We start from the raw sequence: 21,718 nt of genomic DNA, 5'->3' as shown, positions 1-21,718 counted from the left end.
CCGGGACCCTGGACCGGCGCACGTGCGGTGCCGTCCGCGTCAGACCCCCGGCGTGGCCCCGTGGGACCCCTGACAACGTCGCGCGAGCGCCCGCGGCGTGCCGGGATCGCCCAGGACCACGAGATCGACGCCGACCGACGCCGCGGCGGTGCGCATCGCTCGATCGCCGTCCGTGCCGGGTCGGGGGGCGTCCGGGGTCGCCACGAGCACCCGGCCGCCGGTCGACGCGTGCACCACCGTCGCCCGACCGAGCACCTCGAGCACCGTGGACAGGCGGGAGAGGCCCGGGCGGTGGGCGGACGCCGGACCGGCGACGAGCACCGGCCACTCCGTCCCGTCGTGGCCGCGGACCACGAGGTCCGCCGAGACGCCGGCCCCCCGGAGACGTCGATCTCGGCCGACGACCGCGAAGCCTGCATCGACGAGGACGTCCTCGGCCCAGGCCCGCGACGAACGCCCCTCGCCGCCGGCGGGGGCCGCGCCGAACCGGTCCGGGTGACCGCCGTCGCCGCCGACCGACGCCGCCACCCGCTCACGCGCCAACGCGACATAGGCCGGATCGAGGTCGTAGCCCACGTAGCGGCGGCCGGTGGTCGCGGCCGCGACGAGGGTGGACCCGCTCCCCATGAACGGGTCGAGGACCAGGTCGTCCGCGAACGTGTAGAGCCGGATGAGCCGCTCGGGCAGCTCGACCGGGAACGGGGCGGGATGGCCGACGCGGCGCGCGCTCTCGGTGGGGACCGACCACACGTCGAGGGTGAGGGCCATGAAGTCGTCGGTGCCCACCGTGCTCTCGCTGGGGAGCCCCGCCGCCGCCCGCTGCTTCGTCGAGAGGGCCCGGTCGAAGCGGCCCTTGCTGGCGATCACGACCCGCTCGGTGACATCGCGCAGGACCGGGTTCGCCGCGCTGCGGAACGACCCCCACGCACACGAGCCGCTGGCCCCCTCGGCCTTCTGCCAGATCACCTCGCCCCGCAGCAACAGACCGAGGTCGTCCTGGAGGAGTCCGATCACGTCGGCGGACAGCGACCGGTACGGCTTGCGCCCCAGGTTGGCCACGTTGACGGCGATCCGGCCACCCGGCTCGAGCACCCGCACGCACTCGGCGAACACGTCACGCAGCATCGCCAGGTACTCGATGTAGGACGCCGGCACGCCGTCGCGGCCGAGCTCCTCCTCATACTGTTTGCCGGCAAAATAGGGAGGCGAGGTCACGACGAGGGCCACGCTGGCGTCGCCGACCGAGGTCATGCGGCGAGCGTCGCCGCACACGAAGGGCTCGTCGACGGGCTGCGGAGGAGCCACCGCGCTGTCCGTCGACAGCTCGGGTGGCCGGAAGCGTCCGTAGAAGCCCGAGGCGTCGTGGCTCTCACGCCGGGACACCCCGAAATTCGACGTCGTGGTCGGCCGGCGCCGGGTGGGCTCGTTGCTCGGTGCGGCGGCCACGCCGCCACCGTACCGTCACGCTCCGAACACCCGCGCGACCCCCGGGCACCGTCGACCGGCGAGGACGGGGGACGGCGGTCGCCGTCGCCGTAGGATCCCCGGGCGATGCCCCCGACCTGCACCTTCCACCCGTGACCGGTCCCGATTCGGCGCCGGTGGCCGTCATCACCGGCGGGGCGCGGGGGATGGGCGCGGCCACCGGCTCGCGCCTCGTGGCCGCCGGCTGGCGCGTCGCCCTCCTCGATCTGGCCGCCGGCTCCGCGGAGCCCGGCGCCACCGACCTTCCCGGGCCCTACCGACCGGCCACGCGGGCCGAGCTCGACGCCGCCGCGCAGAGGTGCGGGCCCGCCGCCGAAGCCCATGCCGTCGACGTCCGCGACGCCGCCGCCCTCGGCGCCGTCGTCGACGCCGTCGCGGAGACCCACGGCCGCATCGACGCGCTCGTCGCCGCCGCCGGCGCGGTGGCGGGCGGGCCGCCGACCTGGGAGACCGACGACGCCGCGTGGCACGCCATGATCGACGTGAACCTCACCGGTGTGTTCCACCTGGCCCGGGCCGGTGTGCCGCACCTGCTGGCCCGCCCGGAGCCGCGCCGGGGTCGCTTCGTGGCCGTGGCCTCGAGCGCCGCCCACCACGGCCTGCCCAGCCTGGCCGCCTACAGCGCGTCGAAGCACGGCGTGGCCGGGCTGGTGAAGGCCCTCGCCGCCGAGTTGGGCCCCACCGGCGTGACGGCCAACGCCGTGGCCCCGGGGTCGACGATGACCGAGATGCTCCACGCCAGCGCGGTTATCTACGGGCTGTCCGAGCCCGGGTCGTTCGCTCGCCAGACCCGCATCCAGCGGGCCATCGACCCCGACGAGATCGCCGCCACCATCGCCTGGTTGTGCACCGACGCCCCGGGAGCGCTCACGGGCGCCGTGCTCGACGTCGACGGCGGGTTCCGCCCGTGAGCGCGCCGGAGGAGCCGCCGGCCGCCCCGACCGGCATCGCCCTCACGAAGGCCGTCGTCGACGACCTCGACGCCACCATGGTCGGGCGACGCCCCGAGATCGAGGTCGTGCTCGCCGCCCTCGCCGCCGAACGCCACGTCCTCCTCGAGGGTCCCCCCGGCACCGGCAAGTCCACCCTGTTGAGGGCGCTGGCCGGCGCGGCCGGCCTCGACCTCGTGTTCGTCGAGGGCAACGCCGAGCTGACCCCGGCCCGCCTGACCGGATCCTTCGATCCGGCCCGGGTGCTGGCCGAGGGCTACCGGCCCGAGGTGTTCCTCGACGGCCCGCTGATCGACGCGATGCGCACCGGGGCCCTGCTCTACCTCGAGGAGATCAACCGGGTCCCCGAGGAGACGCTGAACGTCGTCATCACCGCCATGAGCGAGGGCGAGCTCCACGTCCCGCGGCTCGGCCGGGTCGAGGCGGCGCCGGGGTTCCGGGTGGTGGCCGCCATGAACCCCTTCGACGCCATCGGCACCGCCCGCATCTCCTCGGCGGTCTACGACCGGGTGTGCCGGGTGGCCATGGGCTACCAGGACGAGGACGCGGAACGCGAGATCGTCCGCCGGGCCGATCCCACGGCGGTCGAGCCGCTGGTGCGACGGGCGGTTCGCGTGGTGCGGGCGACACGTGACCACCCCGACGTGCGGGTCGGTTCCTCGGTGCGGGGGGCCATCGACCTCGTGACGGTGGCCGATCGCCTCGCCGCCCTCCGGAGCACCGGCTCCGACGACGACGCCACCGGCCTCGACGCCGCCCTGGCGGCGCTCTCGGGTCGGATCCGCATGCGGGAGGGGTGCGGCCGCAGCGCCGAGGACCTGGTCCGCGAGCTGTGGGCGGCGTCGGCCGCCGACCCCGACGGGGGCGGCACGACCCGCCCGGACACCGGGAGCGGCCGCGCCGACGCGGGAAAAGCCTGACCCCCCACGCGGGGGGTGGCACGGGGGACGACCGGGTCGACGAGGGCGCTGCGGGCCGCGAGGCCGTCGACGAGGCCCGGCGGCGCACGACGTCCCGCCGGGAGCTGGCCCGCCGACCTCACTTCGCAGAGGTCTCCCCCGAGGTGGGCGTCCTGGACGAGGCCGCCCTCGACGACGCCTTCGCCGACGACCCCGACGCCGCCCTGACCCTGCTCGCCGAGCTGACCGGCGCCACCGACGAGCGCCTGAGGGCCACGGCCCGCCGACTGGCCGGTCGCCTCGTCGTGGACCTCGGTCGCACCGGCGCGGTGCGCCGCCGAGGCGTGGGACGGCTGCGCGACGTGGCCGCCGATCGCGCCCTCGCCGACGTCGACCTCGACCGGTCGATCGACGCGCTGGTCGACGCCCGTGCCACCGGCAGCGCACCGAACCTCGCGGACCTGCGGGCGCGCGAGTGGGGACGTCCCGAGCTGGCCGTCTGCCTCGTGGTCGACCGGTCGGGCTCGATGGGCGGTGCCCGGCTGGCCACGGCGGCCATGGCCGCCGCGGCGTGCAGGTGGCGCTCCCCCCTCGACACGTCGGTCCTGGCCTTCGCCGAGCGGGTCGTCGTGCTGGCGCCACAAGGATCGGCCCGGCCGGTGGAGGAGGTCGTCGACGACCTGTTCTGCCTGCGCGGCCACGGCCCGACCGACCTCGCCGCCGCGCTGCGCGCCGCCAGGGAGCAGCTCGACCGCTCGACCGCGGCGCGGCGCGTCGCCGTCGTCCTGTCCGACGCCCGGGCCACCCTCGGCGACGACCCGACGGCGGCGGCGGCCGCGCTCGACGAGCTCGTGCTGGTGGCGCCCACCGACGACGCCGAGGACGCCCGGCGCCTGGCCGCGGCGGTGGGCGCGCGGTGCCACACGCTCGACGGGCCCAGCGCGGTCCCCGAGGTGCTCACCGAGGCCTTCGCCGGCTGACGATCCCGCCCGGCCGGCCGGGTGCCGCCTGGGACCGGCCCCGGTCGCCCCGGTAACCTCGACCGACCTCATGAGCTCGCCCCCCACCACGCTCACCGGCGATCCGACGACGCCCGACCCGGAGCCGCCGACCACCTCGGAACCGGCCACCCCGACGCCGGCGCGCTTCCCCCACCTGCGCGCCCTCGACGGCCTCCGGGGGCTGGCCGTCGTGGTGGTCGTGCTGTCCCACTTCACCCCCGGCGCGACCCCGGGCGGGTTCCTCGGCGTCGACCTGTTCTTCCTGCTCAGCGGCTTCCTCATCACCAGCCTGCTGGTGTCGGAGTGGGACTCGAACGGGGGGATCGCCCTCGGCCGGTTCTGGATCCGCCGGGCCCGCCGGCTCTTCCCCGCGCTGCTGCTCGTCCTCGCCGTCGTCGCCGTGCACGGGCTCGTCTTCGCCACGCCGAGCGAGAACCACCAACTCGGCCTCGACGGGTTGGCATCGCTCTTCTACGTGGCCAACTGGCGCTTCATCGCCAGCGGCCAGTCCTACGTGATGCAGTTCATCCAGAGCGATCCGAGCCCGCTGCGCCACATGTGGTCGCTCGCCATCGAGGAGCAGTTCTACGTCCTGTGGCCGCTGGTGGCCCTCGCCACCGCCGCGGCGGTCCGCCGGTTCGGGGCGCGAGGTCGCCACGGCCACCCGTCGGTGCGTCCGGCCCTGGCGGTGGTGTCCGCGGTGCTGGCCGTCGCCTCGGCCGGCTGGATGGTGGCGCTGTACCGCAACGGGGCCGACCTCGACCGGCTCTACTACGGCACCGACACGAGGGTCTTCATGATCCTCGTCGGCGCCGCCATCGGCGCCGTGACCGCCGGCCGACCCCAGGTGCCCGGTCCGTGGAGGATCCCGGTCATCGCCCTCGGCTCGCTCGGGGTGGTCGCCCTGCTCGTGGCCACGTTCCGGGTCGAGACCTCCGACGAGTGGCTGTACGCGGGCGGCTACGCCGTGATCGCCCTCGTCTTCGGGGCGGTGCTCCTCGGAGCCGGCCAAGGGGGCCGCAACCCGCTGGCCCGGGTCCTCGGTGTCCGTCCGCTCGTGGGGATGGGGCTGATCTCCTACGGCGTCTACCTCTGGCACTGGCCGATCACCGTGTGGGTGACCGCCGAGTCCACCGGGCTCGGCGAACCGGCCCTCTTCGCGCTGCGCAGCGCCCTGACCCTCGGTGCCTCGCTGGCCAGCTACCACCTCGTCGAGCAGCCGATCCGCCACCGGGGGCTCGACTGGGGCGGGAGACGGCGACTGTGGGTCACGCCCGTCGCCGTCGCGGCCTTGAGCCTGGGCTTCCTGGTACCGGTGATCGCGAACCCGGCGATCCCCGTGGCCCCCGAAGGCCCTGCACCCTCGGCGCAGCTGGTCACGACGACGGGGAGCTACGCCACCAGCCCCCGCTGCGACGTCGCCGAACCCGACGTCGCACCGCTGTCGCCGGACGGGACGCTGACCGTCACCCACATCGGGAACTCCCTCGCCGGCGAAGTACGGCCGTGCCTGACGGACATCCTCGGCCGTCGGGGCGTCGAGATGGTCACGGTCAACCCACCCGACTTCCTCCTGTGCGACGAGGCGGCCGCCATCCGGGAGCAGGCCACCGATCCCGAGACCCGCCCCGATGCCGCCATCCTCTTCCTGTTCGTCGCCTACGACGACCGCTGCGGCGACCCCTGGCACCGCACGGTCGACGAGCTCGTCGCCACCTGGACGTCCCAGGGCACCCACGTCTTCCTCGTGCCGAGCGTGTCCATCCCCGCCGGGGGGATGGAGGAGCTGCAGCCCGGCATCGACCTCGAGGTCGAGCACTACGGCCTCCTGGCGCTCGCCGACCCCCAGAACGTGACCCTGGTCGACGCGGGACGCTTCCTGCGCGACGTGGACGGCACCTACCTGTGGCGGATGCCGTGCGCCGGACCCGACGAGGCCGGGTGCCGGGAGGACGGCACGGTCCCGGTCCGCTTCGTCGACGGCCTGCACTTCTGCACCGACGCCGACTTCCCGGCCCGGGGATGCGTCCGCCCCGAAGCCGCCGCGGGTGAGCGACGCGCCGCCACCGCCATCGCCAACACCGTCATCGACGTGCTGGGCGCCAAGGCCGCCGCCTCGGCCGGATGATCGACGCACCCTCGCGGACCGGGGCGCGAAGCTGGCCGCGATGACGTCGTCCCACCTCGCCGGGCTGACGTGGCCCGACGTCGAGGCGCTCGAACCGGCCCCTCTGCTGCTGGTGCCCCTCGGCAGCACCGAGCAGCACGGCCCGCACCTCCCCCTCGACACCGACACCCGCATCGCCGCGGTCGTCGCCGAGCGCGTCGCCCGCGCCCGCCCCGGGGTGGTGGTGGCGCCGGCGCTGCCCGTGGGATCGAGCGGCGAGCACGCCGGCTTCCCGGGCACCCTCTCCATCGGCCGGGCGGCGCTCGAGCTGGTCGTCGTCGAGCTGTGCCGGTCGGCCGACCACTTCCGCGGTGTGGTCGTCGTCTGCGGGCACGGCGGCAACGCCGAGCCGCTGGCCCGGGCGGTCGCCACCCTCCGCGCCGAGGGCCGGTCCGTGCGGGCCTGGCACGCGTCCGTGCCCGGGGGTGACCACCACGCCGGCCGCACCGAGACGTCGATCATGCTGGCCGTCGACCCCGCGGCGGTGCGCCTCGACCGGGCCGAGGCGGGGATCACCGCGCCACTGGCCGACGTCATCGACGACCTCCGCCGGGGCGGAGTGATCTCGGTGGCCGCCAACGGCGTCCTCGGCGACCCCGCCGGGGCCACCGCCGAAGAAGGAGCCCGACTGCTCGACGGCCTCGTGGCCGACCTCGGCGGCGTGGTCGACGGGTTCGCACACCCGTGACGGACCCGAGGGCCGTCCCCCTCCCCGCCGACGACCTCGAGGGCCTCACCCTCACCCTCGACCCCTCGGTGCGCGTGATCGAGGACGGCCGGGTGCTGCTCGGAGGGTCGCCACTGCGCCTCGCCCGCCTCACGGAGCACGGTGCCGCGCTCGTGCACCGCCTGGCCGTCGGCGAGCCCGTCCCCGCCGGACGGGCGGCCACCGAGCTCGCCCGCCGCCTCCTCGACGGTGGGCTCGCCCACCCCGACCTCCCGCGGTGCGGGCTCGACCGGGACGACGTCACGGTGGTCGTCCCGGTGCGAGGCCGGCTCCACCCGACCCTCGCCGAGCAGCTCGTGGCGGCGTCGGGGCACACCCGGGTGATCCTGGTCGACGACGCCAGCGAGACCCCGCTGGCCGGCCCGGGCGGCGCCGTCGAAGTGGTGCGACGCGAGACCTGCGGAGGGCCCTCCGCGGCTCGCAACACCGGTCTGGGGCACGTGCGGACCCCGCTGACGGCGTTCGTGGACGCCGACTGCGTCCCCGACACGACCTGGCTCGACGGGCTGGTCGGCCACTTCGGCGATCCCCTCGTGGCCGCCGTCGCTCCGCGGGTCACGTCGCCCGACACGACCGGCGCACCCGCGCTGGCCCGTTACGAGGCGAACCGCTCCCCACTCGACCTCGGCGCCCTCCCGTCACGGGTGCGGGCCCGGACCCGGGTCGCCTACGTGCCCTCCGCGGCGCTCGTGGCACGGACCGACGTGGTCCGCGGCCTGGGCGGCTTCGACGAGACCATGGCGGTCGGGGAGGACGTCGACCTCGTGTGGCGGCTCGACGAGGCCGGGTGGTCGGTGCGCTACGAGCCCACCGTCGAGGTCGTCCACCACCACCGCACGGCCCCGGCGGCGTGGTTGCGCCGGCGCTTCGACTACGGAACCTCGGCCGGGCCCCTCGCCGTTCGCCACCCCGGCGCCCTCGCCCCCGTCGAGGCGTCGCCGTGGAGCATCGCCGTGTGGGGTCTGCTGGGCACCGGGCACCCCCTGGCCGCCGCGGTCGCCGGTGCGACGACGGTGGACCTGTTGGCCCGCGGACTGGCGTCGCTGGACCACCCGTTCCCCGTCGCGTCGCGCATCGCCGCGCAGGCCCACCTCGCCACCGCCCGCATGCTGAGCGACGCGGTGGTGCGCCCGTGGTGGCCGTTGGCCGTCGCCATCGGGGTGACGTCACGCCGGGGCCGCCGGGTGGTCGTGGCCGCCGCCGTGGGCCCACCGCTGTGGGACTGGGCACGGACGCGACCACCGCTCGACCCGGTGCGATGGGTGGCGTTCCGGCTGGCCGACCAGGCCGCCTATGCCGCGGGCGTGTGGGCGGGCTCGGCCCGGGCGCGCACCGCCGATCCGCTGGTGCCGGAGCTCACGAGCTGGCCCCGGCCGGGCCGCTACACCAGATGGCGGACGTCGCTCACCCGACGTTGACGAGGTCGACGACGAAGACCAACGTCTCGCCGCCCCGGATCACCCCGCCGGCGCCGCGGTCGCCGTAGCCCTTGTGGGGCGGGATCGTCAGACGCCGACGGCCCCCGACCTTCATCCCCTGCACGCCCTCGTCCCACCCGGTGATGACCTGGCCGGCCCCGAGGCGGAACTCGAAGGTGTCCCGGCGGTCCCACGAGGCGTCGAACTGCTGGCCGGTGCTCCAGGCCACGCCGACGTAGTGGACGGTCACGTTGGACCCGGCGACGGCCTCGGCGCCGTCACCGACGTCGAGGTCCTCGATCACGAGCTCGACAGGAGCCGCCTCGTCGGGGATGGACACCTCGGGCTTGGTGGGTTCGCTCATCACGCCAACCTATCGGCGCGCCCGCGGCCCTGATCCGCCCCGGCTGGGTCGATGCTCCAGCACGAGGACGTGCCACTCCCCCTCGACCCCGTCGTCGACCGGGGCGGCCCCGGCGGCGGCGAACGCCGTCGCGACGCCGCCGAGCTGGTCGCTCAGCAGTCCGCTCAGCACCAGCGAGCCCCCCTGGGCGGTGGCCCTCACCAGAGCCGGGGCCAGCGCCACCAGGACCGAGGCGCCGATGTTGGCCACCACGACGTCGGCGGTCGCGGTCAGCTCGTCGACCCCGCTCGACGAGGCGCGCACCCGGTCGGCCACCCCGTTGCGCGCCGCGTTGACCGCGGTCACGCGGACCGCCTCGGGGTCCACGTCCACGGCCTCGACGTGGGCGGCGCCCGACCGCGCCGCGGCGACGGCCAGCACACCGCTCCCGCACCCCACGTCCACGACCCGGGCACCGGGCGCCACCCGGTCCTCGAGGACGGCGAGGCAGAGCCGGGTGGTGGCATGGGCACCGCTGCCGAAGGCCCGGCCCGGGTCGATGGCCAGCACCACGTCGTCGTCACCCGCCCAGGGCGGCGGCTCCTGCCAGCTCGGCACCACCACGAAGCGCCGGCCCGCCCGCCACGGCCGGGCCCAACGACGCCACTCGTCGAGCCACTCGTCGCCGGCGACGGGGAGGACCTCGACCTCCCAGCGGGCGCCCAGGGCATCGAGGACGGCGTCCACCGCGGCTCCCTCGACGCCGGCCAGCAGATGCCGCTCGCCGGTGGGGGCGTCGCCGCCGGGGCGCTCCTCGATGCCCGCGACCCCCGCCGACCACAGCACGGCGACGGCCGCCTCGGCGTCGGGGGCCGGCACGACCACCCGCACCGTCCACCACCGGTTCGCGTCGCCCACGTCGGGCAGGGTAGGAGCCGCGGGCCGCCACGCGCCGAGGCCGCCCCCACGCCGTCGCTCAGCAGATCTCGGGCCACCACCGCGGGTCCCAGGCCCGCAGGGCGTACAGCTGGGTGAGGCCGGCGTGATCGATCACCCCACCGTCGCCGTAGCGCCCCAGGCCGCCGCCGCCGAACGCCCCCGACCCCGGATGGCGCGCCTCCCGCCACACCCGGTCCAGATAGCCGTCGAGTGCGTCGAGCAGCCCGGGCACGGGGCGAACGGCGTGGAGGGTCAACAGGTTGCGGAACCACACCGCCACGAACACCGGTGGGTGCACCCACAGCCGTTCGCCGGCGAAGAGCCGGAGCGACGCGGTGGCCGTGGCCGCGGCCCGTTCGAGACGGGACTCGTCGCCGGTCAGGCGCCACCACGACACGTCGGCCCCGGCCGGGGTCCCCTGGTTGTAGGCCCAGACGGCGGGATCGACCCGACCGTCGGGCTCGACGTGATCGGCATAGAGGGCGTCGTCGCGCCGGAGCAGCCGGGCGAGCGCGCCGTCGGCGGCGGCGGCCACCGCAACGAGCCGGTCGCGGCGCTCGCCGGGCTCGTCGTGCGCCGCCAGCCGCAGCGCCAGCTGCACCAGAGGTGCGGTGGCGCAGGTGTTCACCGGGCTGTCGGGCCGATCCCGCCACCGGACCGCCCCGTCCGGGCGCTGCCCGGCCGCCACGACGTGGAACGTGCGCAACGCCGCGGCGCCGAAGCCGTCGGCGGCCGCCCGGTCCCCTCGGGCCGAGGCGAGGAACGCCGCCTGCACCTGGACCAGGCCCACCCACGCGTTGTCGTCGTAGTAGAGCGGTGGCCGGCCGGGGAACGGCAGGTAGCCGTCACTCCGGCGGGGCCGGTACCCGTCGAGCAGGGCGAACAGGGGTGCCACGAGCTCGTCGTCACCGTGGAGCCGGGCGACGTGGAGGGCTCCGGCCATCACCTGGGTCAGCGGCCAGAGCGCCGCCACCGGGGAGAAGCTCCCCGGCTGGTCGCGCACCTTCACCCGACCTCCCCGCCCGCGGTCGAGGTACAGGTCGACCAGCGCCGACCACGCCGCCCCGGCCCGGTCGGCGTCGCTCAGTTGCCGCCGCTCCCCCGCAACCGGGCCAGCGTCGCCTTGCACGCGTCGCACACCGGATAGCGCTCGGGGTCACGGGTCGGCACGAACCGGACGCCGCACAGCGCGACGACCTCCTCACCCATCACGTAGCCACGCATCTGGTCGTCCTTGCGGATGATGTGCGCCACCTTCCCCTCCTCGAGATCAGGGTCGGAGGGGCGGGTGTCGGGTCGTTCGATGACCTCGGGGCTCACGGCGTCACCCTACCGAGCAGGTCGACGCCTCCCGGTCCCGCAGGGTCATCCCCCGCTGAGCGACCAGTGCCAGGGTTCGCTCGGGAGGTTCCGGAAGCCGAAGCGGCCGGCGTTGGCCGCCAACCAGACGAACCCGGGATCGCTGCGGCTGGTGATGAACCGGCCGTTGGCGGTGAAGTCGACGGCCAGACCCTGCTCGTGCAGCGACAGCCCCGGGCGTGCCGTCGGGGGGCTGCACTGGTCGGGCGGCATGTCCCAGATGGCGTAGTCGGACGTGCCGCAGTTCTGTCGCCGGAGCTGGATCTGGGCGTTGATGTCCCGGTAGCCCGACCCGCCGAGCACGATGCCGTCGGCCCGGGCGGCGTCGAGCAGACCGGCCAGCTGGTCGGCGATGGCCACGTTGACGGTGATGCCTCCCACGGTCCGCAGCGACGGGGTGGGCGGGCGGGGCACCGGACGGGTCGTCGGGGGCGGGGGCGCAGGGGCGGGGGCCGGGGCGGGCCCACCCCCGGGAGCCGGGCCCGGGGCCTGACCACCCGTCGGGGGCGCGGCGGCCTCGGCGGGCGGAGCGACGCGGGCCACCGCCGCGGCGAGGGCCGCCTCCTCGGCGGCGATGCGGTCGGCGAGGCCGGCGTCGAGGCCGGCCAGCGCGGCGGCCTCGGCGAGCCTCGAGCCGAGACGCTGGCGGACCTGCTCTGCGAAGCCCTGCTGGGCGCTCCGGGCCTCGCCGAGCGATTCGACCGCGGCCTGGGCCGACGCCTGGGTGGCCTCGGCCTCGACCCGGGCGGCCTCGGCACGGCGGACCTCGTCCTCGAGCCGGCGCTGCACCGCCCGCACCTGGTCGATCACGTCGACGTCGCGCCCCGAGCGCATCGCCATGAACGCCCGACGGGTGGCGTCCTCCTGGGCCGAGCCCGCTTCGAAGCGGCGCAGGAGGTCCTCGCCGGGGGGGTCGACGTAGGCGGACACCGCGAGGCGGGTCAGCCGGACGCGCAGCTCGGCCAGCTCGGCCTCGCTGGCCTCGGCGGCGACGCGAGCACTCTCGGCCTCGGCCGCCGCGGTCTCGGCGGCACGGGCCGCCTCGGCGGCGACCTGCTCCTGTGTGCGGACGTTGGCCTCGATGGCCGCCAGGGCCTCGCTCACCCGGGCCTGGTCGGCCTGGAGGACGTCCACCTGCGTGGCCACCTCGGCCCGCTCGGCCTGCACCCGCGCCCGCTCCTGGCGCACGTCCTCGGCCCCGACCCGTCCGCCGCCCCCGGCCACGACCGCCACCACGAGCGCGCCGATCACGACAGCTCGCACCGGTCGTCGGACTTCAGGGGGCAGCGGGGACATCGCAACCTCTCGGGATCGCACGTCGTCGATCGCGAGGAAGACCCACACTCCGCCCTGGAGCCCGCACACCGTACCGCGGCCGCCCGGATTGCACCAGGGGTCGATCTGCACCGCTACCGTCGCGAGATGCCGACGACGTCAGAGCCGGCGGCCGAGGCCGGGGAGCTCACCCTGGCGGGCCTCGAGGACGTGGCCTGGCGCCGCCGGTCGAACCTGCGGGTCGACCCCGACCGCCCGGTGCCCGCCGAGCTGCTCGACCGCCTGTGCCGACTGGCCTCCTGGGCCCCGAACCACCATCGCACCGCCCCATGGCGGTTCTGCGCCGTCACCGGCGACGGCCGCCACGCCATCGGCGAGGCTCTGGCCGAGGACCTCCTCGAGGCGGGCGAGGACCACGCCGCCAAGATCGCCAAAGCCCGCACCAAGTACACCCGGGCGCCGGTGGTGCTCGTCGTGGCGTCCGCAGCCGGCTCCGACCCGGTCACCACCGCCGAGAACCGCGACGCCGTCGCCGCCGCGGTGCAGACCCTCCTGCTCGGCGCGACCGCCGCCGGGCTGGCCACCCTCTGGTCCACCGGCGCGGCGGCCCGGTCGCGCCGCATCATCGAGCTGTGCGGCTTCTCGGGCGACGACACGCTGGTGGGCCTCGTATACCTCGGCTGGCCGGTGTCGGAGCCGACCGCGCCCGCCGAGCGTCCCGCGCCGGCCGTGGCCCACCTCGACCACGACCCCCGCGCCGCCCGCTGAGCCCCGATGGCCCGCTCCCCCTCCCCCGTCGGGCCCACCGCCGCCACCCGCGCCCGCCAGCGCCGGGTGTACTCCACGATCCTCTGGTGGATCTTCGTCGGCGTGTTCGTCTACAACGCGGTCGTCGTCGGCCAGTTCGTCTTCTGGATCCCCGCGGTGGGCTTCGCCCTCGGCGCCTTCGCCACCACGCGCCTGGCCCTCTCCGCCCGGGCCCCGGAGCGCTTCACGCCCGCGCCCGGCGCGATCGCGGCGTCCCGGAAGGGCCGGCCGGTCACCGCCCCGGGCCAGTGGGTCCCGCCGGGCGGGGCCCGTCCGGGGACCGCCCAGTCGGGCGTCCTGCGTGCCGCGGCCGGGCGGCTGTCGTTCGAGACCGCCGACGGCGACACCGGCTTCGACGTGGCCATCACCCAGATCGGCCTCCCCACCGTCCCGAGCTTCCTGCGCCCCCAGCTCGACGTCGAGCTGGCGAGCGGCGTCCACACCATCCGGCTGTTCCCCGTCTGGGACCTCGGTGCCACCTTCGTCGGACCGACCGTCGCCCAGGAGTGGTGCCTCCAGCTCGAGGCCGCCGGGGCGTCGGGGCCGGCCTGATCGCCCCGTGACCGACCCATGACCACGGCGAACCCCGAGCCCGGCGAGCTCCGGGCCCGGGGTCGGCGGCGTCGCGAGGTCGAGCTGGCCATCGGATGGGTGGTGGTCGTCGCCCTCGCCGTCGGGCTGGGGGCGGGCGGCCCCTGGTTCCTCGTCATCCCGCTCGGCGCGATCGGCGCGCTCGCCGGGGCCAACACCGTCGCCCTGGCCCAGCGGCGCGGTCCCGAGGAGACGACACTCTCACCCGGGCGTCTCCTCCGCGCCGGCCCCGACCACGACCCCGTCGCCGTGGACGCCACCTGGGCACCCGAACGCAGAGCGCGGGAGCGGCGCCGCCAGGTCGGCCGGCTCACCTGGGCCGCGGGCCGACTGAGCTTCGTCGCCGACGCGACGCCGTCGGGCGCCGACCGCCGCGGCCCGCCGATGGTGCTGCTCGACGCCGAACCCCACGAGCTGCGCCTCGGCCCGGCGCCGACCCTGTGGCGCCCCGAGCTCGTGCTCCTCCAGGGCGACACCACCCACGTGCTCGACCTCGTCCCGGGATGGGACATCGCCGAGGTGGGTGTCGGTGTCCTCGTCGCCGGCGAGTGGTACCGGCAGCTGCGCGAGGTCGGCGTCAGGCCCAGCTGAGCGAGGACGCGGCGGCGGCCACCTCGATCGCCCCCATCAGCGCCGCCGGCTCGCCCTGGCAGGCCTCGAGGGCGTCTGGACCGAGCAGCACCCGGTGGCGTACGCCACCGTCCCCCTCGTCGACCCTGGCCACGACGCACGGCGTGTGGCCCTCGGTGACCACCGCCAGCTCCGCGCTGCGCTCGTCGAGGTGCACCGTCTCGAACGGCACCGCCAGATCGGCGCGGCAGCGCGCGAACTCCGGCTTGGCCCGGAACGTCCCGTGGGTGATGTCGCACAGGGCGCAGTGGGCCCGGCCGAGGCGCGCCCCCACCCAGTAGGCCAGCTCGCCGGTCAGCGACCCGTTGGCGTGGTACACACCGACCAGCCCCACGATGCGTCCGGGAGGGGAACCGCCGGAGCCGGTCACGAGAGCACCGCGGCGACGGACCGAACCGACCGGGCCGACGAGAAGGTGACCGGCAGGGCGTCGAGGCCCCGCAGCACCAGGCGCCCGTTCCACATCGGGCGGTCCGTGGCCAGACGCAGCCCGTCGAAGCGCCGGATCAGCGCCCCGATGGCCTCGGCCCCCTCGAGCCGGGCCAGGGCCGACCCGAGGCAGTAGTGCGTGCCGCTGCCGAACGACAGGTGCAACGGGGCGGACGGCCGGCCGAGGTCGAGCACGTCGGCGTCGGGGCCGAAGACCGCCGGGTCGCGGTTGGCGCTCCCGAGGCAGGTCATCACGAAGCGGCCCGGCTCGATGACCCGGCCGCCGATCTCCAACCGGTGCAGTGCGATCCGCCGGGAGAACTGCACCGGGGAGTCGAACCGGAGCAGCTCGTGCACGGCGTTGGCGTCGAGGGTGACGTCGTCACGCCACCGTTCGAGCTGCTCGGGGTGGCGGAGCAGCGCGAGGGTGCCGTTCCCGATGAGGTTCACGGTCGTCTCGTGGCCGGCGATGAACGACAGCACGATCTGGTCCACGAGCTCGGTCTCGGAGAGCACATCGCCCTCGTCCTCGGCGGTGATGAGCGCCGTGAGCAGGTCGTCGGCCGGGCGCTCCCGCTTCCAGGCGATCGCCCGGGCGACGTGGGCGCGCATCCTCTCGGCCGCGACGACGCCCTCGCGCACCTCGTCGGGGGTGAGGGTGATGTCGAGGAGCTGCACGACCGAGTGGGACCAGCGCCGCAGCTCGTCACGGTCGCCCTCGGGCATCCCGAGCATCTCGCTGATGACGGCGAACGGAAGTGGGAAGGCGAGGTCGGCGATGACGTCCATCCGACCGTCGGTGGCGACGGCATCGAGACGTTCGTCGACCAGTCGGCGCACCAGCGGCCGCAGGTCCTCGACACGCCGCGGCGTGAAGACCTTCGACACCAACCGTCGCAGCCGGGTGTGGTCGGGCGGGTCGACGTTGAGGATCGAGGTGTCCTCCCGGCGCTCCCGGCCCGGGAAGAGGTCGTCGAGCATCTCGTCCCGGCGGCGACGGGAGCGGGGATCGATCTCCACCGCCTTGCGGACGTCGACGCTCAGGCTCGGGTCGCGCAGCAGCGCCGAGGCGTCCCCGTGCCGGAACAGGATCCACGGGCCGAGCGGGCTGAGATGAACCGGGTCCGCCTCGCGCTGACGGGCATAGGTGGGGTACGGGTCGTCGAAGAACCCTGCGGCGAACGGGTCGAAGACCGGCAGCGGCGCGTCGGGCAGGTGGACGTCGTCGGGCATCGGCTCTCCTCGGGCAGGGCGATCGGGACGAGACCGCGCCCGTGGCACGATGCTGGCATGTCCGTCACCGTCCCTCCCGTCGACGTCGACCTGCTCGACGAGGCGGTGAGCATCTCACGGGCCGCAGGCGCGTACACCCTGCGGTGGTTCGCCCAGCCCGGACTGGCGGTGGACGCCAAGGGCGACGGCACCCCGGTCACCGAGGCGGACCGCGCCGCCGAGCGCCTGGTGCGGGAGCGGCTCGCCGGCTCGCACCCGAACGACACCGTCCTCGGCGAGGAGGAGCCCGACCTGCTCGGCACCTCGGGACGGACGTGGATCATCGACCCGATCGACGGCACCAAGGCCTTCACCCGGGGGATCCCGCTCTACTCGAGCCTGCTGGCCGTGCACGACGAGCACGGACCGGCGATCGGGGTGATCGACCTGCCCGCCCTCGGTCACACCGTGTGGGCCGGCCGTGGTCGGGGATGCTTCCTCGACGGTCGGCCCACCGGGGTGTCCCGACGCGTCGACCCGTCCGAGTCGGTGCTCTCCACGAGTGACGTCACGCGCTGGCCCGACGACGATCTGCTCGCCGTGAAGCACGCGGGGTTCCAGGTGCGCACCTGGGGTGACGGCTTCGGCTACGCCATGGTGGCGACCGGAGCCATCGAGGCCATGGTCGACGGTCTCGTCTCGCTCTGGGACCTCGCCCCGATGCCGGTGATCCTGGCCGAGGCGGGGGGCCGCTTCACCGATCCCGCCGGACGCGAGCCGGTGCTGTCACCGGGCGCGCCCGTGTCGGGGGTGGCCACCAACGGCCTGGTGCACGAGGCCGTGGTCGCCTGCCTCGCCGGTCACGCCGCCGCGCTCTGACCGGCGGCGTCCTCGGCGGCGTACTCGGCGAGCAGGGCCCTCTCGGCGTCACGCTTCGGGAACAGGAGGAACACGAGCGCGGCACCCGCCACGACGAAGGCGATGCCCGCCACGTACGCCCAGTCCTGGCCCTCCACGAACGACTGGCGGGCGCCGGCCACGATCTGCTGGGCGTACTGGGGGTACTGGGCGGCGATGGCCTCGGCGCCGCTGAACGACTTCGTGAGCTGGCCCTCCACCGAGGTCGTCACCTGCGCGGCGTCGGGGGAGGTGCCGATCAGCCCGGCCATGGCGGAGGCGTACCCCGCGGTGAGCAGCGCGCCCATCGCCGACTGGAGGATGGCCCCACCGAGGTCGCGTTGGAGGTCGGCGGTGCCCGAGGCCATGCCCGCCCGGGTCACGGGCACCGACCCGGTGAGCGAGCGCGACGCCGGCGTACCCGCGAAGCCCACGCCCGCACCGACGAGCGCGTACCCGATGCCGATCGGCAGGTAGGACACCCCGTCGCGCCAGGTCACCAGCATCGTGACGAAGCCCAGGAGCACGCAGGAGTAACCGACCAGGAGGGTGAACCGTGCACCCCGGGCCTCGACGAGCTTCGCGGAGCGAGGGGCGATGACGACCATGAACACGGCGGCGGGGAGCACTGCGAGCCCGGCTTCGATCGTGGAGTAGTCGAGCACGTTCTGGAGGAACTGCTGGCCGATGAACATCGCGCCCATGAGCGAGCCGAACACGATGATGCCGGCACACGCCGCCACCCAGAAGATGCGTCGTCCGGCGACGTGGAGGTCGTAGAGTGGGTTCGCGGCCCTTCGCTGCCGGATCACGAACCCGATGACCGCCGCCGCCGCCACGAAGGTCAACCCGAGCGCCAGGGTCCCGGCGTCGGGCACGGTGGCGAAGTTGATGGCCAGGATCAGCGCACCGACGAGGATCACCGACAGGAGGCCACCCAGGTTGTCGACCGGTTCGGTGCCCTCGTTGACGTGCGCGGGGACCAGCCGGTGGATCAGCGGGACGGCGACGACGATCAGGGGCAGGGTGACGAGGAAGACCGAACCCCACCAGAAGTCGGAGAGCAGGAGGCCGGAGATGAGAGGGCCGAGGGCCGAGACGGCGCCACCGATCGCCGACCACAGCGCGATCGACCGGGTGCGCCCCGGCCCCTCGCGCCACAGGGCGGTGATCAGGGCCAGCGTGGTGGGATAGGCCATGCCGGCCGCCAGGCCCCCGACGATCCTCGCCGCGATGAGCAGCTCGATCCCCGGCGCCCACGCCGACGCCAGCGCAGCCGGCAACGAGAGCAGGACGCCGATGAGCAACATCCGCTTGCGGCCGTAGCGGTCCCCCACCGCGCCGAGCCACAGGACGGACGCCGCGAGGCCCAACGAGTAGCCCACCGCCACCAGGTTCAGCTGGGTCTGCGACGCGTCGAAGGCGAGCCCGATCGACGGCAGCGCCACGTTGGCGACCGCCAGCGGGAGGTTGGCGATCGCAGCGACGACGATGAGGGTGCCGAGGACGGCGCCGGCCCGCGCCGGGCCGCCCGACGTGGCGGAACCCCCGGTTGGCGACGCGGTCTGCATGCTCGGTGACCCCTCGCTCGACGATAGATCGGGCCCTGACCACGGATCGACCACCCGGCACGGACCGTCGCCGGGACCGCTCACGCTGACACCCCCCTGAACCCCCTGCGGCGGAGCAGCCGGTCGCGAGGGGCATCCCGAGGGGACCATGAGCGAGGATGGGGATGTGACGAGCCGCATCTCCGCGTCGGGGCACAGCGCCCTCGCCGTGGCCACCCTCGTGGGGGTGGTCCTCGCCGTGCTCGTCGCGACCACCGGTCCGGCCGCCGCCCACGCGTCCGTGCTCACCACCACGCCGACCGACGGCCAGTCCGTCCCGGAGTCACCGGCGGAGTTCACGGTCACGTTCAGCGAGCCGGTCGACGTCGAGCTCGGCGGGTTGAGCGTGCTCGACGGCGACGGGAACCGCGTGGACGACGGCGAGACGGTCACCGGGGACGGAGGCCGGGTGCTGCGCGTCGCGCTGCGTCCCGACCTCGACGAGGGCACCTACGTAGGCACCTGGCGCGTCGTGTCGACCGACGGCCACGCCATCTCGGGCTCGGTGCTCTTCGCGGTCGGCGTTCCCGTCGACGCCGCCGGTGTCAGCGGGCTCAGCGCCCGGACCGACCCCACGTGGGAGGTGATCGGCGCCGTCGCCCGCTTCGTGACCTTCGTGGCGGCGTTGCTGGCCGCCGGTCTGGCCTTCTACCTCGCGTTCCTCCACGACCAACGCTCCGATCGCTGGTCCATCGCCCCGATCGTGCGCATCGCCGCCCTCACGGGGCTCTTCGGGATCGGCGGCTCCATCGCCGCCCAGGCCGCGCTGGCCACCGGTCGGGGTCTCGACGCCGTGACCGACCTCGACGTGATCCGTACCGTGCTCGTCGACACCCTGGGCTGGTCGGCGGTGGTCCTGCTCGTCGGCCTCGCCCTGGTGCACCTCTCCACCGACACGAACCGCCTGTTGCTCGCCCAGGGGTGTGCGTTCTACGGCGGACTGGCCGTGACCGTGTCGTTCGTGCTGTGGGGCCACGCCATCGAGTCGCCCTACCGGTGGCTCTCGGTGCTGTCCGACGGCACCCACGTGGCCGCCGCCGCCATCTGGTTCGGGGGCCTGGTGGGCCTGGCCCTCACACTGCGACACCGGGCGTCCCGACTCGCCGGGGAGGCGACCCCGGATCCACCCGCGGTCGAGCCGGGCGGTGGCGGCGTCGCCCTCTCGACCCGGCCCGAGGTCGAGACCACGACCGCCCCCCGCCGCGAGCTGCTCACATCCACACTCGGCGTGCTCGACCGGTTCTCCACCGCGGCGGCGGTCAGCGTGGTCGTCCTGCTCGTCAGCGGCGTGGCCATGACCTGGATCCAGTCCGGCGGCGACCCGACCGCGCTGTGGAGCACCACCTACGGCCGGCTCCTGCTCACCAAGGTGGGACTGGTGGTGGTCGTCCTCGCCCTCGCCGCCCACAACCGCTACCGCCTGGTTCCCCGCCTGACCACGAACGACGACGAGCCGGGCCCGGCCGAGAGCGCCGTCGAGGCCACGGCCGGACGACCTGCCGACCCCGGGACGGCGACGGCGGACTGGCGGCGGCTGCGCAGCAACGTCCTCGGCGAGGTCGTCGTGCTCCTCGCCGCCCTCGCCGTGACCGCCGTGCTCGTCAACGTGGTGCCCGCCCGCAACGCCGTCGCCAGCGCAGCCTCCGTGGTCGAGCTCACCGCACCGGCGGACGACGGGACCGTCACGATGACGGTCACGCCCGCCGCGGCCGGGGTGAACACGATCCGGGTCCAGTACCTCGACGAGGCCGGTGGGGTGCTGGACGTGGCGACCACCCTCCGAGCCGAGTTCAGCCTTCCCGCCGCCGGACTGGGCCCGATCGCGCGCGAGGTCGTGAAGGTCGGCCCGGGTAGCTTCGTCCTGGAAGGATCCGAGTTGTCGATCCCCGGTGAGTGGGAGATCGACCTCGTCGTCCGTCCCTCCGACTTCCGCGAACTCCGCACGCCGTTCGCTGTCGAGATCCGCTGACCCGACCGACGTCTGTGAGCCCCCGATCATGAGCCGAACGGATCCGACGCGCCGGCGTCGACGCCTCCCCGCCCTCCTCGCCGTGGTCGTCGCCACGACGGTCCTCGCCGCCCCGGCGGGCGCACACGTGCAGTCGTCCGAGGAACCGGTCGCAGCCGGCAGTCGGACCCCCGTCACGTTCAGCTTCGACCACGGCTGCGCCGGTCAGCCCACCACCTCCCTGCGGGTCCAGATCCCCGCCGGGGTCCGCGACGTCGTCACCGAGGACCCACCGGGCTGGACATCGACGGTCACCGACGAGGAGATGCGCTGGGAGGGCGGATCGATCCCCGACGCCCAGGTGGCGAGCTTCGTCGCCGTCATGACCATCGACCAGCCCGAGGGCACCGTCGTCCGATTCCCGACGATCCAGGGCTGCCCCGGTGCCGAGTCGGCGTGGATCCAGGTTCCCGATGCCGCGAACCCCGAACCCGAGTACCCCGCCCCGCAGATCGTCGTCGGCGCCGCTCCGGACGCCGCCCTCGCCCCCGAGCCCGTCGGGTCCACGACGCCTGCCCCGACGACGGCCCCGCCCACGACCAGGGTCCCGCTCCAGGACTCGCCCATCTCCTCGACCGCCACCGAGCAGAGCACCGCAGGGCTCGTGGTCTTCCTCGTCGTGATGGCGGTCATCGTCGGCGGCGGGATCATCCTCTACTTCCGCCACCGCCGCCGTCCCGGCTGACGCCGAGCCGACGGACCCGGGAGATCAGCGGCGGCCCGCCTGGTCGAAGCGACGATCGAGGCGTGACTGCCACGGCGACGCGTCGGCGATGGCGGCCGCGTAGTCGGCCCGCCGCTGCGACAGACGCACACCGACCCGGCGGTGGGTCCCGCCCCCACCGCCCGTCGGCTCGTACTGCGCCTCGATGCCGACCTTGAGCATCTCCAGGGCCTCGGAGCGGAGCTGGCTGACGCGCGATTCGGTGACGCCCAGGAACCGGGCGAGGTCCCCCGACGTCCGCCCCTCG

Annotated in this window: 22 protein-coding genes; 12 read left to right on the top strand and 10 right to left on the bottom strand. The window is 75.0% G+C overall.

Annotation, left to right across the window (positions count from 1 at the left end):
- Positions 1-39: 39 nt before the first annotated feature.
- Positions 40-1,446 carry a site-specific DNA-methyltransferase gene (locus tag MUE36_12580; protein ID MCU0311763.1) on the bottom strand — a complete coding sequence of 469 codons (1,407 nt, stop codon included), beginning with the start codon at positions 1,444-1,446 and terminating at the stop codon, positions 40-42.
- Between the two features lie 131 nt (positions 1,447-1,577).
- On the opposite strand from MUE36_12580, the gene MUE36_12575 reads away from it, so the two are divergent.
- The 6 genes from MUE36_12575 (at position 1,578) to mftF (ending at position 8,647) form a co-directional block, all read left to right on the top strand.
- Positions 1,578-2,396, top strand: a complete 819-nt coding sequence (locus MUE36_12575) for a mycofactocin-coupled SDR family oxidoreductase (protein MCU0311762.1) — start codon at positions 1,578-1,580, stop codon at positions 2,394-2,396.
- The gene (locus tag MUE36_12570) at positions 2,393-3,355 is read left to right on the top strand and encodes a MoxR family ATPase (GenBank protein MCU0311761.1); all 963 of its coding nucleotides are present in this window, start codon (positions 2,393-2,395) and stop codon (positions 3,353-3,355) included. Before MUE36_12575 ends, MUE36_12570 begins: the two co-directional genes overlap by 4 nt.
- Before the next feature lie 143 nt (positions 3,356-3,498).
- Positions 3,499-4,314, top strand: coding sequence for a VWA domain-containing protein (locus MUE36_12565; GenBank protein MCU0311760.1), 816 nt, complete (start codon positions 3,499-3,501; stop codon positions 4,312-4,314).
- Between the two features lie 70 nt (positions 4,315-4,384).
- Entirely contained in the window at positions 4,385-6,463 is a 2,079-nt protein-coding gene (locus tag MUE36_12560; protein ID MCU0311759.1) for an acyltransferase, read from the top strand.
- Between the two features lie 40 nt (positions 6,464-6,503).
- Complete coding sequence (gene mftE, locus MUE36_12555; GenBank protein ID MCU0311758.1) at positions 6,504-7,190, top strand: mycofactocin biosynthesis peptidyl-dipeptidase MftE; 687 nt, start codon at positions 6,504-6,506, stop codon at positions 7,188-7,190.
- The gene (mftF, locus tag MUE36_12550; GenBank protein MCU0311757.1) at positions 7,187-8,647 is read left to right on the top strand and encodes a mycofactocin biosynthesis glycosyltransferase MftF; all 1,461 of its coding nucleotides are present in this window, start codon (positions 7,187-7,189) and stop codon (positions 8,645-8,647) included. Before mftE ends, mftF begins: the two co-directional genes overlap by 4 nt.
- Here the strand turns inward: mftF and MUE36_12545 are convergent.
- Genes MUE36_12545 through MUE36_12525 form a run of 5 tightly spaced genes read right to left on the bottom strand, consistent with a single transcriptional unit; the run spans position 8,634 to position 12,551 of the window.
- Entirely contained in the window at positions 8,634-9,011 is a 378-nt protein-coding gene (locus MUE36_12545) for an FKBP-type peptidyl-prolyl cis-trans isomerase (GenBank protein ID MCU0311756.1), read from the bottom strand. The two genes, mftF and MUE36_12545, sit on opposite strands and share 14 nt — an antisense overlap.
- Positions 9,012-9,020: 9 nt before the next feature.
- Positions 9,021-9,908: a 50S ribosomal protein L11 methyltransferase gene (gene prmA / locus MUE36_12540; protein MCU0311755.1), complete on the bottom strand. Its 888-nt coding sequence runs from the start codon at positions 9,906-9,908 to the stop codon at positions 9,021-9,023.
- 58 nt (positions 9,909-9,966) lie between these two features.
- On the bottom strand, positions 9,967-11,058 hold the full coding sequence (locus tag MUE36_12535) for a glycoside hydrolase family 76 protein (GenBank protein ID MCU0311754.1): 1,092 nt from the start codon (positions 11,056-11,058) through the stop codon (positions 9,967-9,969).
- Complete coding sequence (locus MUE36_12530) at positions 11,013-11,249, bottom strand: DUF3039 domain-containing protein (GenBank protein ID MCU0311753.1); 237 nt, start codon at positions 11,247-11,249, stop codon at positions 11,013-11,015. The genes MUE36_12535 and MUE36_12530 overlap by 46 nt, the downstream gene beginning before the upstream one ends.
- A gap of 45 nt (positions 11,250-11,294) precedes the next feature.
- On the bottom strand, positions 11,295-12,551 hold the full coding sequence (locus MUE36_12525) for a M15 family metallopeptidase (GenBank protein MCU0311752.1): 1,257 nt from the start codon (positions 12,549-12,551) through the stop codon (positions 11,295-11,297).
- A gap of 159 nt (positions 12,552-12,710) precedes the next feature.
- On the opposite strand from MUE36_12525, the gene MUE36_12520 reads away from it, so the two are divergent.
- The 3 genes from MUE36_12520 to MUE36_12510 are packed head-to-tail and all read left to right on the top strand — an operon-like array spanning position 12,711 to position 14,552.
- Positions 12,711-13,331, top strand: a complete 621-nt coding sequence (locus MUE36_12520; protein ID MCU0311751.1) for a nitroreductase — start codon at positions 12,711-12,713, stop codon at positions 13,329-13,331.
- Positions 13,332-13,337: 6 nt separating this feature from the next.
- Entirely contained in the window at positions 13,338-13,922 is a 585-nt protein-coding gene (locus MUE36_12515; protein ID MCU0311750.1) for a hypothetical protein, read from the top strand.
- A gap of 18 nt (positions 13,923-13,940) precedes the next feature.
- A complete protein-coding gene (locus MUE36_12510; GenBank protein ID MCU0311749.1) occupies positions 13,941-14,552 on the top strand; it encodes a hypothetical protein in 612 nt (203 codons plus the stop codon).
- Here the strand turns inward: MUE36_12510 and MUE36_12505 are convergent.
- Together MUE36_12505 and MUE36_12500 are read right to left on the bottom strand one after the other, a co-directional pair.
- On the bottom strand, positions 14,539-14,961 hold the full coding sequence (locus MUE36_12505) for a hypothetical protein (protein ID MCU0311748.1): 423 nt from the start codon (positions 14,959-14,961) through the stop codon (positions 14,539-14,541). The two genes, MUE36_12510 and MUE36_12505, sit on opposite strands and share 14 nt — an antisense overlap.
- On the bottom strand, positions 14,958-16,253 hold the full coding sequence (locus tag MUE36_12500) for a cytochrome P450 (GenBank protein MCU0311747.1): 1,296 nt from the start codon (positions 16,251-16,253) through the stop codon (positions 14,958-14,960). Before MUE36_12500 ends, MUE36_12505 begins: the two co-directional genes overlap by 4 nt.
- A gap of 57 nt (positions 16,254-16,310) precedes the next feature.
- On the opposite strand from MUE36_12500, the gene MUE36_12495 reads away from it, so the two are divergent.
- Positions 16,311-17,111 (top strand): hypothetical protein, encoded by an 801-nt coding sequence (locus MUE36_12495; protein MCU0311746.1) that lies wholly within the window; start codon positions 16,311-16,313, stop codon positions 17,109-17,111.
- Here the strand turns inward: MUE36_12495 and MUE36_12490 are convergent.
- The gene (locus MUE36_12490) at positions 17,093-18,700 is read right to left on the bottom strand and encodes an MFS transporter (protein ID MCU0311745.1); all 1,608 of its coding nucleotides are present in this window, start codon (positions 18,698-18,700) and stop codon (positions 17,093-17,095) included. The genes MUE36_12495 and MUE36_12490 overlap by 19 nt on opposite strands.
- A gap of 166 nt (positions 18,701-18,866) precedes the next feature.
- On the opposite strand from MUE36_12490, the gene MUE36_12485 reads away from it, so the two are divergent.
- Both MUE36_12485 and MUE36_12480 read left to right on the top strand, forming a co-directional pair.
- Complete coding sequence (locus MUE36_12485) at positions 18,867-20,708, top strand: copper resistance protein CopC/CopD (GenBank protein MCU0311744.1); 1,842 nt, start codon at positions 18,867-18,869, stop codon at positions 20,706-20,708.
- Positions 20,709-20,736: 28 nt separating this feature from the next.
- Entirely contained in the window at positions 20,737-21,432 is a 696-nt protein-coding gene (locus MUE36_12480; protein MCU0311743.1) for a YcnI family protein, read from the top strand.
- Between the two features lie 24 nt (positions 21,433-21,456).
- On the opposite strand, the gene MUE36_12475 is transcribed toward MUE36_12480, so the two are convergent.
- Positions 21,457-21,718, bottom strand: a 262-nt coding sequence (locus MUE36_12475) for a hypothetical protein (GenBank protein MCU0311742.1), incomplete at its 5' end; no start/stop codon positions are given.

The sequence above is a fragment of the Acidimicrobiales bacterium genome (assembly GCA_025455885.1).
Classification (GTDB): domain Bacteria; phylum Actinomycetota; class Acidimicrobiia; order Acidimicrobiales; family Acidimicrobilacustridaceae; genus Rhabdothermincola_A.
This window is presented reverse-complemented; position numbering and strand designations above follow the sequence as displayed.